Source organism: Kosakonia pseudosacchari (assembly GCF_900184035.1).
GTDB lineage: Bacteria > Pseudomonadota > Gammaproteobacteria > Enterobacterales > Enterobacteriaceae > Kosakonia > Kosakonia pseudosacchari.
Genome location: NZ_FXWP01000013.1, coordinates 624,137 through 638,221 on the forward strand (window position 1 = coordinate 624,137; position 14,085 = coordinate 638,221).

A 14,085-nucleotide genomic window follows, 5' to 3' on the forward strand; every position below is an offset into this window, starting at 1 on the left:
GCTATTGTGATTCCAGACTATCTCAAATTTATCCGTGTTCAGGATAAAAAAATATTGCCTTTTCTCTTCGTTGTTGTTTTTATTATGATTGGTTTTTATTGGAAGAATAACGGCTATAAAATTAATCAAAGTGATGTTTATTATATTAGTGGTATTGTGAGTATTTTACTCTTTAACTCAATTTATGAACTTAAAGCTTTTTGGGCATACAAATGCGTTACTAAAGCTATGGACTTCACCTTTTTTACCGGGAAGAAACTTGGCAGAATAGAAAAATGGTTTTCTCACCCATTCGTTGTCAGTATTTTTTTTGCCGCTGTCTTTGGATTATTTATAAAGGGTGTTTTTCTGCTTTATCCATCAATGTACGTCATGATTCCTTTGTTGGCGATTTCACCGATTTTTATTTACGCTGTGTTTCGGGTCTTAAGGACCAGTTATATTAAGCAGGTAGCAACAGCGGCGGTTGAAAAAGTGAAGTATAAACATCTTTATCGCTATATTGTTGCGTATGTTATTCTTAGTCTCGCTTTAAATTTACTGACTATTTCGCCTTTGAAACATGATGCGGATTTTTCGCTTCTGGTCGGTGTTTTTTCTGCTGAGGCAGTCGTCGCAATGTTTATTTTATGCTGCATTGTTTTAATGATGAACCTACTTTTTACTCGTTTGTCGAAACGTTATATTTTACTCGGTAGGTTGTTTTTAAAAGAAATTGATTTTTACTTTTCAGTGTCATTGCCATGGCCTGCATTCTATGCCAAACCCTTTTGGTGGAGAATGATCCTGTTACTGTGCATTGAATTTGTCTGGATCATTCTTGCTAGCATGTTACTGGCATGGTCCGGATGGCAACTCTGGTTTGAGATCTATTTTCTGATCTGCTTTTTACCTTGCATTGGCTTTACTTATCTACATATTTACGCGCTTTGGCATCGGGATTTTATGATGGCTTGTGACATGTACTTCCGCTGGGGGACGATCGACAAACAGACCCATCTTTGGTAAATAAATAAACCGCCTGTAGCTTTTCTATTACTACAGGCGGTGACGATCTTGTGTTTGCATGTTTTAAAAGCTGTAATCCAGTTCTCTTATACTGGCAGGAGAGGTGAAAAATGTTGATGATTCTTCAAGTAGTTTATCTCTTATCAAAAGCAGGTCGCTTATTTTCTTTCCCCCCAATTTTTTGCACGCCTTGTTGCGATAAGCGTAAACCCTTTTGGGCGGTATATTAAGCGACTTAGCTATCAGATGAATATTTTTGCCTTTTAGTGATTCTTTGAGAATAGTATTCTCGATATCACTGAGCTCACTATCTCTGATCGAAACCTCTTTTTTCTTTTTAGCCACAACTCTAATTGCGCGGCTGATGTCGAGAAGCGAGTCCCTGGATTTGATGACCAGATCGGCATCATTAATCACGATATCCCTCGTGGCACCTAAAATAACCAGTAATTTACAGACCTTATTAAGTGGTGAGATTGCCTTGGCATAGGAGTTATTTTTCGCGTCCAGGTGAAGGATAACGACGTCATCTGGCGTGAGCTGATTGGTAAGTGAAGAATCTAATTCATGTGCAACTATGTCCCATCCCTTCGATTTGGCTAATGAAATAATTCCATTCTGGAAATAAACATCGTCACTGATTGTATAAATCTTCATGTGTTTGCTCGATATCATGTTGAATAATTCTGCGGATAATTCCTGGATTATAATTAGCAGGGAGTGGAACCTGTAATTAAATAGTCTTAAATGGAACCTTGTGAGTGATAAGGTTAGACGCGGAGTGGATTGTAATTACGTGTTTGCCGTCTATACTTCTTAGATGAATTTTGTGATTTTGTTGTTTTAAATAAAGAAAGATATTAACTGATGCATTTTAGATAATGTTGTTTTTTTATCTTGTAGATTCTTTTTTTCTTGGCATATTATTTCGCTTTTTTAAAATAGAATGGAGAAGTTTCAACATTTGTTAGGATTTCCCGGCTTGCGATGTTCAGCATGCTGATGAGGGCAGGCAGAAAACGCGTTAACTATCGTAAGGGTTTAAGTAATGGAAAATTATCTTAAATTAATGAAAAGTGAATGGTTTCATCTCATTGATAGAACAGATGAACGTATTCGCTTTTTAGCGGCGGAAGTTGGCAATACGCATGCACATATTCTGAGTCAGGAGTTCTACCGTATTGTGCTGACCGACCCTCATGCGGAAGAGTTTCTGTCTAATGATCAAGTAGAACGGCATCTTAAAAGAGCGTTAGAGAAGTGGATTAAAGATGTGTTAGCTTGTCAAATCACTGATATTGATAGGCTTATAGCGGTTCAGCAACACGTGGCTTCGATCCACGCGCGTATTGGCATTGCGGTTGAAATTGTAGAAATGGGTTTCCGTGTTCTTAAAAAAATCCTCTTCCCGGTGATCAATTCTTCCTCTTACAGTGCAGCAGACAAGCTCGAAGTTTACCATTACGCCATTAACAGTATTGATCTGGCCATGGAAGTGATGTCGCGCGCTTTTACCTTTACGGAACACAACTCAGCGAAGGAGGATGAGAATTACCGTATTTTCTCGCTACTTGAGAATGCGGAAGAAGAAAAAGAGCGTCAGATCGCTGCATTGTTAAGCTGGGAGATTGACCTTATCTACAAAATCATTATGGACGCTGATCTCGGTAACAGCCTCTCCCTCAGCCAGTCTGACTTTGGCCTGTGGTTCAACCATAAAGGCCGTCATTACTTTAGCGGTATCGCCGAAGTGGGGCATATCTCTCGCCTCATTCAGGATCTTGATGAAGTTTTTCGTAATACACGCATTACCCCCAGAGCTTTAAGTAACAGAACGCTCCGTGTCAAATTTCTTATTCAGATCAGAAATACCGTTTCGCAGATCATTACAATGTTGCGTGAACTCTTTGAGGAGGTTTCCCGGCATGAAGTGGGAATGGATGTGCTGACAAAACTCCTTAATCGACGCTTTTTGCCGACGATATTTAAACGCGAAATTGCCCATGCCAAGCGGATGAATACACCGTTGTCTGTATTAATTATTGATGTTGATAAATTTAAACAAATTAATGACACATGGGGTCATCATACAGGCGATGAAATTTTACGCAAAGTATCGAACGCTTTTTATGACAATGTGCGTAGCAGTGACTATGTTTTCCGTTACGGCGGTGATGAATTTGTCATTATTTTAACTGAGGCGACAGAGTTTGATACGTTGCGTATTGCAGAGCGTATTCGTGGCCGTGTTGAAAAAACCAATGTTATTTCTCCTTCGGGTGAAAATATTCCACTGTCCCTTTCTATCGGTGCGGCAATGTTCAGTGGGCACCCTGATTACGAACGTTTAATACAGGTTGCTGATGAGGCGCTATATATTGCCAAAAATAAGGGGCGCAATCGTGTCGAGTTATGGAAAGCACCAGATTGAATTATCCGGATAAAATTAACGCTATAGTCGATTTAACCGTAGCGATCTTTTTATTCGCAGTTTGTGAAAAGGAAAGGGCGTAATTAACCGGGAATGTTGGGGCTTAAACAGCCATGCTTTTGGCGATTATCAACATGTGCGATCAAATTAACCGGTTTTAAGCAAAACTGACTCTGTTCGCCTTCAGATTTTCCTCTGTCTGGTCTTGCTGAATTATCCGCATTTGTTACTCTTTTCACTTTATGTCAAAGGATGGCAGAAGTGAAAATTTGCTCCTGTTTGCTGGCGCTCGTGCTTGGTAGCACCGCCACGGTAGCCTGTGCACAGCAAACCTATATTCCGGTACTGTTAAATCTGTCGACACTGCTCGATTTCAACCCGGTCAAAGGTCATGTCAAGACCATCGATTCTGTGGGAACCGATGATAAAGGCAACGAGGTTTACACGCTTCATGTGGCGTTATCAGCTGAGGGCTGTGTACAGAGGTTACGTCGCGACGGGAAATCCGATAATAGCCATATGAATTTAGTCAAAGAGGGGAGGGCGTTAAAAGGGACATTTAACGATCAACCTGTCACTTTTGGGCTGGATGATAAATGCAATTTAACGAGCCGCGATGAGAGTAATGGGCATCTTGATTACAAAACCAATGCGCAAGGCCTGCTCGGCGAGACAATGCTGCGGACGCTAAAAATTACCGATCATTTCTACGACACTGATGGCAATATCAAAAAGGTGCAATATTACTCAGGCGATCTCGTCGCCTCTTCAACCAGCATTAGCTACCCGGATAGCGTCAATAAACCGCTCGATTATACGATGGTCAACGAATCTGCTCTTGATGCCCGTTTTAATTTCACTGCGGTGAGTGAATGCCAGTACGACGAAAGGCAAGTTCCTGTTATTTGCCACATAAATGTCACCCCGGCAAACTCCGGGGATGCGTTGACGCATATGACAGTAGCCACCCGCGCGAATTTTTACTGAGTTGTAAAAGCGGAGCCACTGGCTGGCTCCGTTTTATTTACAAACTACCGGTACCGCCGTCGACCAGTAATTCCGTGCCGACCACATAAGCGGACTCATCCGAAGCAAGAAATAGCGCGGCCTTCGCCAGCTCCGTCGGTGTGCCCATTCTTCCTAATGGCACCAGATCTTTGATTTCACTTTGCAGCGATGCCTGCGCCGCGCCGCTCAGCCCCAGCTTATTCAGCGCCGGCGTCTCAACCGGGCCAGGGCTCAAACCATTGAGGCGCACCCCGCGCGCAAGCAATTCCGCCGATAGCGTACGGGCAAGTGACAGGAGCGCTGCCTTACTCGCGGCATACACGCTGCTGGTCGGCAGTCCTATCCGCGCGCTGACTGAACCACACAAAATGACTGACGAGGGATTATGTAGCAGTGGCAGGAGAGCCTGAATAAGAAAGTAGGGGCCTTTAAGATTGGTGTCCATCAACCGATCCCAGTTCTCTTCCCGCCACTCTTCAAGTAAGCCGTGCGAGACATCACCCGCATTAATATACAATACATCCAGTTGTGGCCAGCGCGTCGCGAGGGTGGCGGCCAGCTGGCGCTGATCGTCGGTTCGGCTGGCATCAGAAGCAATAACCCAGGCATTATCACCAAGTATTGCCTGCGCTTGTTTTAAGGTGTCCGGGTTACGGCCAGTGATGGCTACCTGCGCGCCTTCGGCAATGAATTCTTGTGCGGTAGCAAGGCCGATCCCGGTGGTACCGCCGGTTATCAGTGCGTATTTTCCTGCTAAGCGTCCCATTTTCGACTCCTCTATTTAAACTTGAGAAAGCACTATAGAGCCGTTAGTATCCTTTGGATACAAGGTACCAGATGGGTACTAAAGAGACAGAAGGTGCGTTATGGCGGATTCAGCGGCATTGTTGCCGAAAAAAAATTATGTGACAGAGCCCTGTCCGATGACTGATTTTGTCAGCCTGATTTCCGGAAAATGGGCTATTCCGATTTTATACCGCTTAATTGTGTTGAATACGGCGGTGCGCTTTAGCGAGTTGCAGCGTGCTGTTTCACCGATTACGCAAAAAGAGCTGACCCGCCAGTTGCGGTTATTTGAGCAACGCGGGCTGGTCTCCCGACAGGTTTATCCGGAAGTCCCGCCGCGCGTCGAATATTGCATTACCCCGTTGGGGCTGACCTTGCGCGGCGCGTTAGATCCGCTGGCCGAGTGGATGCGTAATCACGGTAATAAGTTAAAACGTTAATCGCGTGAGTAACGTGAAGCAGGTTTGCCATTACGCGAAGCGCTAAATAGCGCGAGTCGCGCCGCTTCCCAGTTATCCCACAGCTGTAAATCCTCGACTGGCGGAACCGTGATCAGTTCTCCATGGTCGAGGCCTGCCAGCGCCGCGTCGACCAGATCTTCGCTGGTCATTACTGAGCCTTCCGGTAACGCATCGAGTGTAATACCGGAATGCCCCCAAATTTCAGTCGCGGTAGCGGCTGGCAGCACAGCCTGAATGCGAACATTGCTCCCGGCAAACTCTTCTTGCAAACCACGGGTGAAATTAAGCACCCAGGCTTTCGTCGCGCTATAGACCGCGCTGCCTGCGCGAGCATGGAAAGCAACGACTGACGCAATATTAATGATGGTTCCCTGATTGTTTTCCACAAAACGCGGTAATACTGCCAGCGTCAGACGCATCAGCGCCGTCGTATTCAGCGTGTTGATGGCTTCATGTTGATCGGCATTGCTGCTGAGGACAGGAGCAAGATTTGCTGCACCGGCATTGTTCACCAGCAGATTTATCGTCGTGTCGTCACGCAAAACCGTTTCAACCAGCTGGATCCCCTCAGCCTTGCTGAGATCGGCCACCAGCGTGTTGATTTTTACGCCATGTCGCTGCTGCAAATCGTCGGCAAGTGCATGTAAACGATCGCCGCGCCGCGCGACCAGCAGCAAGTCGTAACCACGTGCCGCGAGACGGTCGGCATAGATAGCACCAATCCCTGAAGAGGCGCCGGTAATCAATGCAGTTGTCATTTTCTCTTACCTCGTTATTAAATGGTTTCATCATAAAACTAAATGTAGCTTCTGCTATTTGGTTTTATAATGCAACCAAATTGGGCGGCAAAAAGTGCGATTTTATAATCGTTTGAGGTAACAAATTGAATTATCAGATTTTGGCAGTACGCAGCCGCACGTCCTCTGGCAGCAACTCACGGCCATCCTCGGCGCGCAGAGCCAGTTTTTGTAACGGACGTTGTGTATGGCTATCGACCAGCACGCTGGCGGGTTCACCCTGCTCAAACAACCATTCTTGTCCCCATTGCGAGAGAGCGACCAGCACCGTTTGCAGGGCGCGGCCTTTTTCTGTTAACACATATTCCTGCCAGGCGCTGCCGTCAGAGGCGGGTTGCGTGCGCAAAATACCTTCATCCACCAGTAGCTTAAGACGTGCAGTCAGCATATTTTTGGCAATACCCAGGTTTTTCTGGAATTCACCAAACCGCGTCACGCCAGCTAATGCATCGCGCACAATGAGTAACGACCACCAGTCGCCAATAATATTCAGTGAACGAGCTACAGGGCAGAAAGTTTCTTCAAAGCGAGTACGTTTCATCGCGGTTCTCCGGTTAGCGGTTTAATTATAAAACCACATCGTGCGGCTTCACACCGCTTTTTGCGCCAGTGCACACTCCGCAGATCTTATGCGAGTGAGATGTCATGAATGTGTCACAATCTAATTTCGGGTAGAAAAATAAGGAAAGTATAATGAAAACGGTTTTTTGGCTTAGTGCAATGGCCTCCACCATGGTACTTCCTGCCGCGATGGCGCAAACGGCACCACAGGGTTATCAGTTACAGCAAGTGTTGATTATGAGCCGTCATAACTTACGTGCACCGCTGGCGAATAATGGCAGCGTGCTGGAACAATCAACACCCAACAAATGGCCCGAGTGGGATGTGCCCGGCGGGGAGCTCACCACCAAAGGCGGCGTGCTGGAAGTGTATATGGGGCACTATATGCGCGAATGGCTTGCGGAACAGAAACTCATCGCTACGGGCGAGTGCCCGGCGCCAGAAAGCGTTTACGCCTGGGCTAATAGTCTGCAACGTACTGTCGCTACAGCGCAGTTCTTTATCAACGGCGCGTTTCCTGGTTGTGATGTCCCGGTACATCATCAGGAAAAGATGGGCACTATGGATCCGACCTTCAATCCGGTGATCACCGACGAGTCCGCCTCGTTCGGCCAGCAGGCGGTGAAAGCGATGGAAACTCAGCGCCAGCACTATGCGCTGGGAGAGAGCTACAAACTGCTGGAAAAAATCATCCGCTACCAGCAGTCGCCAGCCTGTAAAGAGAAACAACAATGCTCACTGGCAGATAGCACCGATACCTTCAGCGCGAAATATCAGCAGGAGCCGGGAGTTTCCGGGCCACTGAAAGTGGGGAACTCGCTGGTAGACGCGTTCACCTTGCAGTACTACGAAGGGTTCCCAATGGACCAGGTGGCGTGGGGCGAAATCAAAACTGATCAGCAATGGAATATTTTGTCGAAGCTGAAAAATAGCTATCAGGATACCTTATTCACCTCGCCGGAAGTGGCGCGCAACGTGGCCAAACCGCTGGTGAAATACATCGACAAAACGCTGGTGGAAGAGGCTGACCGCGCGCCGAAACTGACCCTGCTGGTGGGGCATGACTCCAACATCGCTTCGTTGCTCACGGCGCTCGACTTCAAACCTTATCAGTTGCATGACCAGAATGAACGCACGCCGATTGGCGGGAAGATCGTTTTCCAGCGCTGGCATGACACGGCGGGGAATCGCGATCTGATGAAGATTGAATATGTTTATCAGAGCCGCGATCAGCTGCGCAACGCCGAAGCGTTGACCCTGAAATCCCCGGCACAGCGTGTCACGCTGGCCTTAAAGGGTTGCCCGGTAGATGGCGAAGGGTTCTGTCCAATTGATAAGTTCAATGCGGTAATGCGCGACGCGGCAAAATAAAAAAAGTGAAACGAAAGCTCCCTCGCCATCGCGAGGGAGCCTGTTGCTACACGTTTTGCCGTTCTATGGTTTGCTCGCCCCAGAAAAGAGAATCTTTATCGGTTTTTTCAAAGGCGCGCAGCAACACTTCATCGCTGCCTTCCTCCCAGATTTTCTCTGCCAGCTTTTCGTCATAATCGGCGAGTTCGAAGATCGCCTCGGCAATTTCCGGCGACGTATTTCGTAAACTGGCCCATTCACCCACGCGATGGGCTTTTGCTTCTTGAGTTGGCATCTGTCTCCTCCTGTAGAAGGTTAACCGTTGAGTTTTACTGCCAGGCCCGCAACGTATTCACCCTGATAACGGGCAATTGCCAGCTCCTCGGCACTGGGCTGGCGAGAACCGTCGGCACCGGCAATGGTTGTTGCGCCATAAGGTGTGCCTCCGCGAACCTGCGAAATATCGAACAACTCCTGCGCAGCGTAGCCAATAGGCACAATCACCATCCCATGATGTGCAAGGGTAGTCCATGTTGACGAGATGGTATGTTCCTGGCCGCCACCGGTACCGGTGGAGCTAAAGACGCTCGCCAGCTTGCCGTACAACGCGCCTGATGCCCACAATCCACCAGTCTGATCAAGGAACGTGCGCATCTGTCCGGACATATTGCCGAAACGCGTCGGCGTACCAAAAATGATGGCGTCGTAGTCAGCCAACTCTTGCGGCGTGGCGACGGGCGCGTTTTGCGTCTTACCACCTGATTTCAAAAATAGTTCTGCCGGCATGGTTTCCGGTACGCGCTTGATGACGACATCGGCGCCACTTACTTTTTGCGCACCTTCGGCAACGGCATGCGCCATCGTTTCAATATGTCCATACATTGAATAATAAAGCACCAATACTTTGGCCATTTGCATCACTCCTGATTTGATAATTTCCGGCAGCAGATCGCTGCATTCTTTTTAAGCGTATGACGTGATGGCCAGAGTGCAAATCAGAGCGCCATTTCTTTGATAAATAACAATTTTAAAAAAAACCTGGCGCTTACAATTTGTCACATATAAACGCGGCGGATTTTTGGCGAGTTAAGAAGAAGTTATCGGTTTCGCTTAGGGAGGGCGGGCCGTTGGCAGTACAAGCTGTTGCAGAATATTACCATTCACTGGCTGAATGCTTTCCTTCCACTAAGCTTAGTTCCACACGGCGCAGATAAAGGCACTGCCTTTGCACCGTGCGGTGAAAGAATCCTCTTTTACTGAACGCAGTATGATGTCTGATATTTCACTCATCTGGAGGTAAGCATGGCAAACCATCGTGGTGGATCAGGTAACTTTGCTGAAGACCGTGAAAGAGCATCAGCAGCAGGCCGTAAAGGTGGCCAGCAGAGCGGGGGGAATTTCAAAAACGATCCCCAGCGCGCCTCAGAAGCCGGTAAAAAAGGGGGCAAAAACAGCCATGGTAGCCGCAGCAGCAGCTAACAATGGCGGCTGACAGCTCTGACCGGTTGTCATCCATGCCCGCCGCCGGGGAAACCCGGCGGTTTTTTTATTCTTGCACCGTCTGCGATGCCAACGCACACTAGCGTTTTTCTCTGTTGCCGGTTGTGATATGTCTCTCTCCCGTTACGCCTTCTCCGTCAAACCTCAGGAAGCACTGCTGATCCTCATTACCATGTTCTGGGGCGGTACGTTTCTTGCCGTGCAATACGCTGTAACGATGAGTGGCCCATTCTTCTTCGTGGGGTTGCGCTTTGCCACTGCCGCGCTGGCGGTGGGGATGCTCTCAGTGAATATTCTGCGTGGCTTAACCTGGCTTGAAGTGAAGGCGGGCGTCGTTATCGGCGTTGCTATCGCCCTGGGCTACAGTTTGCAGACCTGGGGACTGCAGTCTATTTCCAGCAGCAAATCCGCCTTTATTACCGCCATGTATGTGCCTCTGGTGCCGTTATTACAGTGGTTGTGCCTGGGGCGATTGCCGGGATTAATGTCCTGTGTCGGCATTGCGCTGGCGTTTACCGGCTTGTTGTTTCTCGCCGGGCCGGAGGGGAATTTGCTGGCGCTGGGGGAAGGGGAAATCATCACACTTGCCAGCGCGCTGGCGATTGCCGCCGAAATTATTCTGATCAGCGCCTGGGCCGGAAAAGTCAATGTCCGCCGGGTGACGGTAGTGCAGCTACTGACCGCATCGCTGGTCTCTTTTGCCGCCATGGTGCCTGCCAGGGAAGCTGTACCGCCACTGACGACAGGTTTGTTACTGGTCGCGCTGGGCCTGGGTATTTTTAGCGCCATTATCCAGGTGGTAATGAACTGGGCGCAGCGCAGCGTATCGCCAACACGCGCCACGGTTATTTATACTGGCGAACCAGTCTGGGCCGGCATTTTTGGCCGCATTGCGGGCGAGCGGTTACCGTTGTTAGCACTTTTTGGCGGCGCGTTGATTGTGCTTGGCGTGCTGGTGAGTGAACTGAAGCTGAAAAAGAAAAAAACACCTTCTGCCGCTGCAGCAACAGAGGCAGAGCAGAAGTCGTGATGATAAAGGAGAAGGAGGGGGTGATGGCACAGGAAGCAGCGAAGGGGGCGAGCAAACGCAAGCGCGCGGTGAGCGAAAAGCGGCAGGCGATTTTAACGGCAGCACTGGATCTCTTTTCCCGTCTTGGTTTTCATGGCGCGCGCCTCGAACAGGTAGCGGAGCTGGCTGGGGTATCGAAGACCAATTTGCTCTATTACTACCCGTCGAAAGAGGCGCTTTATATCGCCGTGTTGCAGCAAATTCTCGATATCTGGTTAGCGCCGCTGAAAGCGTTTCGCGAGGATTTCGCACCGCTGGCGGCCATTCGCGAGTACATCCGTTTAAAGATGGAGGTTTCGCGCGATCATCCCCAGGCATCAAAACTGTTTTGCCAGGAGATGCTCCAGGGCGCGCCGCTGCTGAAAGCGGAACTGACCGGCAGTCTGAAAACGTTAATTGACGATAAATCAGCGATTATTGCGGGCTGGGTAGCCAGCGGCAAACTCGCCGCTGTCGACCCGCATCATCTTATTTTTATGATTTGGGCCTCAACGCAGCATTACGCCGATTTCGCCACCCAGGTGGAAGCGGTCACCGGTGCGACCCTGCAGGATGAGGCGTTCTTTCAGCGCGCGGTGGAAAACGTGCAGCACATGATCATCGAAGGCATCCGCGTGCGTTAATGGCCCGGCGGTAATGGGCAGCTCAAGTCACCTTCGCCACATTGCAACAGCGATGCCAGCCAGGCTTCACGCTCATTCGTTTTATCTGTCAGGCACTGGTTTTGCACCATCGGCTGGGCGCTGCCGCCCTCCACGCCAGAACTGACAAACGCGCAGTCACTATCGCGCAGGGTTATCCAGCTTTGCTGCGCTTTTTTCAGCATCGCCGCTTGCGGCGGTGTTGAGCGTTTAAGCGCGGCCTGGAAGGTTTGATTAAGTTTCTTATCCGCGGCCTGGTATTGACCGGCAGTGCAGCTGTTGAGCTGAGATTGTGTGGAGGCGTTATCGCACTCATCGGCCAGTACCGGGCTGCTGAGTAACAGCGCCGCCAGCGCCAGCATACGCGTTTTCATCACTTCCCCTTATTTCGCAAGGCGGTTGAACCAGCGCTTTTATTAACATAGCCCTTCGTGAATGTCATCCGCACAGCTGGAGTTTTGGATAGCGTGTCAGCCAGCGTTTCTCCTCAACCCGCTGCTGGAACAGGTGCCGCTTCTCATGCTGAAAACGGGGCGTCGGTTGCAGGCGCAAGCAGAATAAATCCTCCAGCCCAAAAGGGGCGATAATCGCGAGGCGATCGTTTTTATCGAAACGTACCGCCACGGCCGTCGCCGTTTCAGGCCAGTGCCAGAGGGCTTCGTCAAGCGAGGCGTACGGCGCATCGCCATTACGCGTATGCATGCGTGCCTGATTTTTGACCGACCAGGCAACATCACCCGAACGCAGGCGCAACTGCGCTTCCAGCTCTGCATCGCGTTCAGCGCGCGTGTCCGCGGGCTCACGCCAGATAACATCCACATCCCCGCTATGCGGGCGCGGCGTAAAACCGTGCAACTGATCCCAAACGGCATCGCGTATAAATCCGGCGCCAGTCCAGCACCCTTCGTGGGTTGCCTGCACTATTGCCAGTACTGCCATTCGCTGTGAATCGGCGCGAAGCAGGGCTTCCAGTTCAGTTGCATAGCGCATGGTTGCACTCCGTCATTCATTTAAGCCGCAGGGCATATAAGGTTATCGCTACTTCAGGCAGGCGAGTATCGCTTTACGATGAAAATAGCGCTGTCGACATTGTTGCCTTGCTCGTTTCAGTTCTCATTTTTAAAAACTTCTCGCGGCCGGGATGCGGTTTTATTGAGTAAGAACATCCACCATAACGCTAAAAATGAAAACAATTTGTTAATAATATGTTTATATACGATCTGTAATTAACATTTATTGTGCAGTGCTTAGGCAATTTTCGTTTATTTTTAACTTTAAATTAACAAAAATAGACCTTAAATTTAACTTGTTTGGGCTTATATCACATTTTTAAAATTAGCATTGTTTTGCCTCTTCCCTTCGTTGCTAACCTCCATTCCGCGACTTTCCTCTGTCCTCAAGAAAGGTACAACTATGAAATTCAAACTCGCATTACTCAGCGCAGCCCTCATTTCTGCCAGCATGGTGTCCGGCCAGGCGTTTGCGGCACAAAAATATGAGATCGCGGTGGTTGCCAAGGTTACTGGTATTCCATGGTTTAACCGCATGGAAACCGGGGTCAACGAAGCGGCGAAAAAACTGGACGTCAATGCGTACCAGACCGGGCCATCAACACCGGATCCGGCACAGCAAGTGAAAGTGATTGAAGATCTGATCGCCAAAAACGTCAACGCCATCATCGTGGTGCCGAACGATGCGAAAGTGCTGGAGCCGGTGCTGAAAAAAGCGCGTGACAAAGGCATTGTGGTACTGACGCATGAATCGCCGGACCAGCAAATAGGCCAGTGGGATATTGAAACCATCGACAGCGAAAAATATGCGCAGGCCAACGTCGATGAACTGGCAAAAGATATGGGTGGTAAAGGCGGTTATGCCATTTATGTTGGCTCCCTGACGGTGCCGCTGCACAACGCCTGGGCTGACTACGCCATCAAATATCAAAAAGAGAAATACCCGGATATGTTCGAAGTGACCTCGCGTTTACCGGTTGCCGAGAGCATCGACAAATCCTATGCCACCACCCTCGATTTGATGAAAACCTACCCGCAAATGAAAGGGGTGATTGGCTTTGGTTCGCTGGGCCCAATTGGCGCCGGGCAAGCCGTGCAGAAGAAACGGGCAAAAGACAAACTGGCGGTAGTGGGCATCGCGATGCCAGGCCAGGCCGCGCCGTATCTGATGCGTGGCGACATCAAAAAAGCGCTGCTGTGGGATCCGCGTGACGCCGGTTTCGCGCTGGTGACCGTTGCCGACCAGTTGCTGCAAGGCAAAGAAGTGACGCCCGATCTGACTATCGATGGCTTGGGCAAAGCCGATGTCGATATGAATAAGAAAGTGATCCGTTTTAATAAGATCCTCGAAGTGACCAAAGATAACGCACAATCACTCGGTTTCTGAGCCTTTCAGGCCACACCAGGGAACCGGAATGCCGGCCGTCAGGCCGGCCTCTTCCGCCGCAGATTTTAACCTCGCG

At 49.3% G+C, this 14,085-nt stretch carries 17 protein-coding genes; 9 read left to right on the forward strand and 8 right to left on the reverse strand.

The window, feature by feature from the left end:
- Positions 1–6: 6 nt before the first annotated feature.
- Entirely contained in the window at positions 7–1,008 is a 1,002-nt protein-coding gene (locus tag BN2591_RS12955; protein ID WP_086872039.1) for a hypothetical protein, read from the forward strand.
- A 63-nt stretch (positions 1,009–1,071) separates the two neighbouring features.
- On the opposite strand, the gene BN2591_RS12960 is transcribed toward BN2591_RS12955, so the two are convergent.
- Positions 1,072–1,665, reverse strand: coding sequence for a helix-turn-helix transcriptional regulator (locus BN2591_RS12960; protein WP_244173004.1), 594 nt, complete (start codon positions 1,663–1,665; stop codon positions 1,072–1,074).
- Positions 1,666–2,056: 391 nt separating this feature from the next.
- Between BN2591_RS12960 and BN2591_RS12965 the strand changes: the two genes are divergently transcribed.
- Positions 2,057–3,439: a diguanylate cyclase gene (locus BN2591_RS12965; protein ID WP_086872042.1), complete on the forward strand. Its 1,383-nt coding sequence runs from the start codon at positions 2,057–2,059 to the stop codon at positions 3,437–3,439.
- A gap of 252 nt (positions 3,440–3,691) precedes the next feature.
- Positions 3,692–4,426 carry a YnfC family lipoprotein gene (locus tag BN2591_RS12970; RefSeq protein WP_244173005.1) on the forward strand — a complete coding sequence of 245 codons (735 nt, stop codon included), beginning with the start codon at positions 3,692–3,694 and terminating at the stop codon, positions 4,424–4,426.
- A 37-nt stretch (positions 4,427–4,463) separates the two neighbouring features.
- Here the strand turns inward: BN2591_RS12970 and BN2591_RS12975 are convergent, their stop codons facing one another.
- Positions 4,464–5,213, reverse strand: coding sequence for an SDR family oxidoreductase (locus BN2591_RS12975; RefSeq protein ID WP_086872046.1), 750 nt, complete (start codon positions 5,211–5,213; stop codon positions 4,464–4,466).
- A gap of 100 nt (positions 5,214–5,313) precedes the next feature.
- Here BN2591_RS12975 and BN2591_RS12980 point away from each other — a divergent pair, with 100 nt between their 5' ends.
- Complete coding sequence (locus BN2591_RS12980) at positions 5,314–5,673, forward strand: winged helix-turn-helix transcriptional regulator (protein ID WP_086872047.1); 360 nt, start codon at positions 5,314–5,316, stop codon at positions 5,671–5,673.
- Here the strand turns inward: BN2591_RS12980 and BN2591_RS12985 are convergent.
- Both BN2591_RS12985 and BN2591_RS12990 read right to left on the reverse strand, forming a co-directional pair.
- Entirely contained in the window at positions 5,670–6,452 is a 783-nt protein-coding gene (locus BN2591_RS12985) for an SDR family NAD(P)-dependent oxidoreductase (protein ID WP_086872049.1), read from the reverse strand. The genes BN2591_RS12980 and BN2591_RS12985 overlap by 4 nt on opposite strands.
- A gap of 133 nt (positions 6,453–6,585) precedes the next feature.
- Positions 6,586–7,032: a winged helix-turn-helix transcriptional regulator gene (locus BN2591_RS12990; RefSeq protein WP_086872051.1), complete on the reverse strand. Its 447-nt coding sequence runs from the start codon at positions 7,030–7,032 to the stop codon at positions 6,586–6,588.
- A gap of 152 nt (positions 7,033–7,184) precedes the next feature.
- Between BN2591_RS12990 and agp the strand changes: the two genes are divergently transcribed.
- Positions 7,185–8,423, forward strand: a complete 1,239-nt coding sequence (gene agp / locus BN2591_RS12995) for a bifunctional glucose-1-phosphatase/inositol phosphatase (protein WP_086872053.1) — start codon at positions 7,185–7,187, stop codon at positions 8,421–8,423.
- 46 nt (positions 8,424–8,469) lie between these two features.
- Here agp and BN2591_RS13000 read toward each other — a convergent pair whose 3' ends face one another.
- Both BN2591_RS13000 and wrbA read right to left on the reverse strand, forming a co-directional pair.
- Positions 8,470–8,697: a YccJ family protein gene (locus BN2591_RS13000; protein ID WP_017456265.1), complete on the reverse strand. Its 228-nt coding sequence runs from the start codon at positions 8,695–8,697 to the stop codon at positions 8,470–8,472.
- 20 nt (positions 8,698–8,717) lie between these two features.
- Positions 8,718–9,314: an NAD(P)H:quinone oxidoreductase gene (gene wrbA / locus BN2591_RS13005; protein ID WP_086872055.1), complete on the reverse strand. Its 597-nt coding sequence runs from the start codon at positions 9,312–9,314 to the stop codon at positions 8,718–8,720.
- A 390-nt stretch (positions 9,315–9,704) separates the two neighbouring features.
- On the opposite strand from wrbA, the gene BN2591_RS13010 reads away from it, so the two are divergent.
- From BN2591_RS13010 to rutR, 3 genes are all read left to right on the forward strand, one after another.
- Positions 9,705–9,881, forward strand: a complete 177-nt coding sequence (locus BN2591_RS13010; RefSeq protein ID WP_071889987.1) for a con-10 family general stress protein — start codon at positions 9,705–9,707, stop codon at positions 9,879–9,881.
- Between the two features lie 130 nt (positions 9,882–10,011).
- Entirely contained in the window at positions 10,012–10,932 is a 921-nt protein-coding gene (locus BN2591_RS13015) for a DMT family transporter (protein ID WP_086872057.1), read from the forward strand.
- Between the two features lie 23 nt (positions 10,933–10,955).
- On the forward strand, positions 10,956–11,594 hold the full coding sequence (gene rutR / locus BN2591_RS13020) for an HTH-type transcriptional regulator RutR (protein WP_086872060.1): 639 nt from the start codon (positions 10,956–10,958) through the stop codon (positions 11,592–11,594).
- Here rutR and BN2591_RS13025 read toward each other — a convergent pair.
- Complete coding sequence (locus BN2591_RS13025) at positions 11,591–11,986, reverse strand: lysozyme inhibitor LprI family protein (RefSeq protein WP_065368833.1); 396 nt, start codon at positions 11,984–11,986, stop codon at positions 11,591–11,593. The genes rutR and BN2591_RS13025 overlap by 4 nt on opposite strands.
- Before the next feature lie 64 nt (positions 11,987–12,050).
- Positions 12,051–12,602: a nucleotidyltransferase family protein gene (locus BN2591_RS13030; RefSeq protein ID WP_086872062.1), complete on the reverse strand. Its 552-nt coding sequence runs from the start codon at positions 12,600–12,602 to the stop codon at positions 12,051–12,053.
- Between the two features lie 423 nt (positions 12,603–13,025).
- Between BN2591_RS13030 and BN2591_RS13035 the strand changes: the two genes are divergently transcribed.
- Positions 13,026–14,009, forward strand: coding sequence for an autoinducer 2 ABC transporter substrate-binding protein (locus BN2591_RS13035; protein WP_017456273.1), 984 nt, complete (start codon positions 13,026–13,028; stop codon positions 14,007–14,009).
- Positions 14,010–14,085 lie beyond the last annotated feature (76 nt).

Excerpts from the sequence above, each read along its gene's own strand:
- BN2591_RS12960 (WP_244173004.1), bottom strand. The coding sequence starts at position 1,665 with ATGAAGATTTATACAATCAGTGACGATGTTTATTTCCAGAATGGAATT.
- BN2591_RS12965 (WP_086872042.1), top strand. The coding sequence starts at position 2,057 with ATGGAAAATTATCTTAAATTAATGAAAAGTGAATGGTTTCATCTCATT.
- BN2591_RS12970 (WP_244173005.1), top strand. The coding sequence starts at position 3,692 with ATGGCAGAAGTGAAAATTTGCTCCTGTTTGCTGGCGCTCGTGCTTGGT.
- BN2591_RS12975 (WP_086872046.1), bottom strand. The coding sequence starts at position 5,213 with ATGGGACGCTTAGCAGGAAAATACGCACTGATAACCGGCGGTACCACC.
- BN2591_RS12980 (WP_086872047.1), top strand. The coding sequence starts at position 5,314 with ATGGCGGATTCAGCGGCATTGTTGCCGAAAAAAAATTATGTGACAGAG.
- BN2591_RS12985 (WP_086872049.1), bottom strand. The coding sequence starts at position 6,452 with ATGACAACTGCATTGATTACCGGCGCCTCTTCAGGGATTGGTGCTATC.
- BN2591_RS12990 (WP_086872051.1), bottom strand. The coding sequence starts at position 7,032 with ATGAAACGTACTCGCTTTGAAGAAACTTTCTGCCCTGTAGCTCGTTCA.
- agp (WP_086872053.1), top strand. The coding sequence starts at position 7,185 with ATGAAAACGGTTTTTTGGCTTAGTGCAATGGCCTCCACCATGGTACTT.
- BN2591_RS13000 (WP_017456265.1), bottom strand. The coding sequence starts at position 8,697 with ATGCCAACTCAAGAAGCAAAAGCCCATCGCGTGGGTGAATGGGCCAGT.
- wrbA (WP_086872055.1), bottom strand. The coding sequence starts at position 9,314 with ATGGCCAAAGTATTGGTGCTTTATTATTCAATGTATGGACATATTGAA.
- BN2591_RS13010 (WP_071889987.1), top strand. The coding sequence starts at position 9,705 with ATGGCAAACCATCGTGGTGGATCAGGTAACTTTGCTGAAGACCGTGAA.
- BN2591_RS13015 (WP_086872057.1), top strand. The coding sequence starts at position 10,012 with ATGTCTCTCTCCCGTTACGCCTTCTCCGTCAAACCTCAGGAAGCACTG.
- rutR (WP_086872060.1), top strand. The coding sequence starts at position 10,956 with ATGGCACAGGAAGCAGCGAAGGGGGCGAGCAAACGCAAGCGCGCGGTG.
- BN2591_RS13025 (WP_065368833.1), bottom strand. The coding sequence starts at position 11,986 with ATGAAAACGCGTATGCTGGCGCTGGCGGCGCTGTTACTCAGCAGCCCG.
- BN2591_RS13030 (WP_086872062.1), bottom strand. The coding sequence starts at position 12,602 with ATGCGCTATGCAACTGAACTGGAAGCCCTGCTTCGCGCCGATTCACAG.
- BN2591_RS13035 (WP_017456273.1), top strand. The coding sequence starts at position 13,026 with ATGAAATTCAAACTCGCATTACTCAGCGCAGCCCTCATTTCTGCCAGC.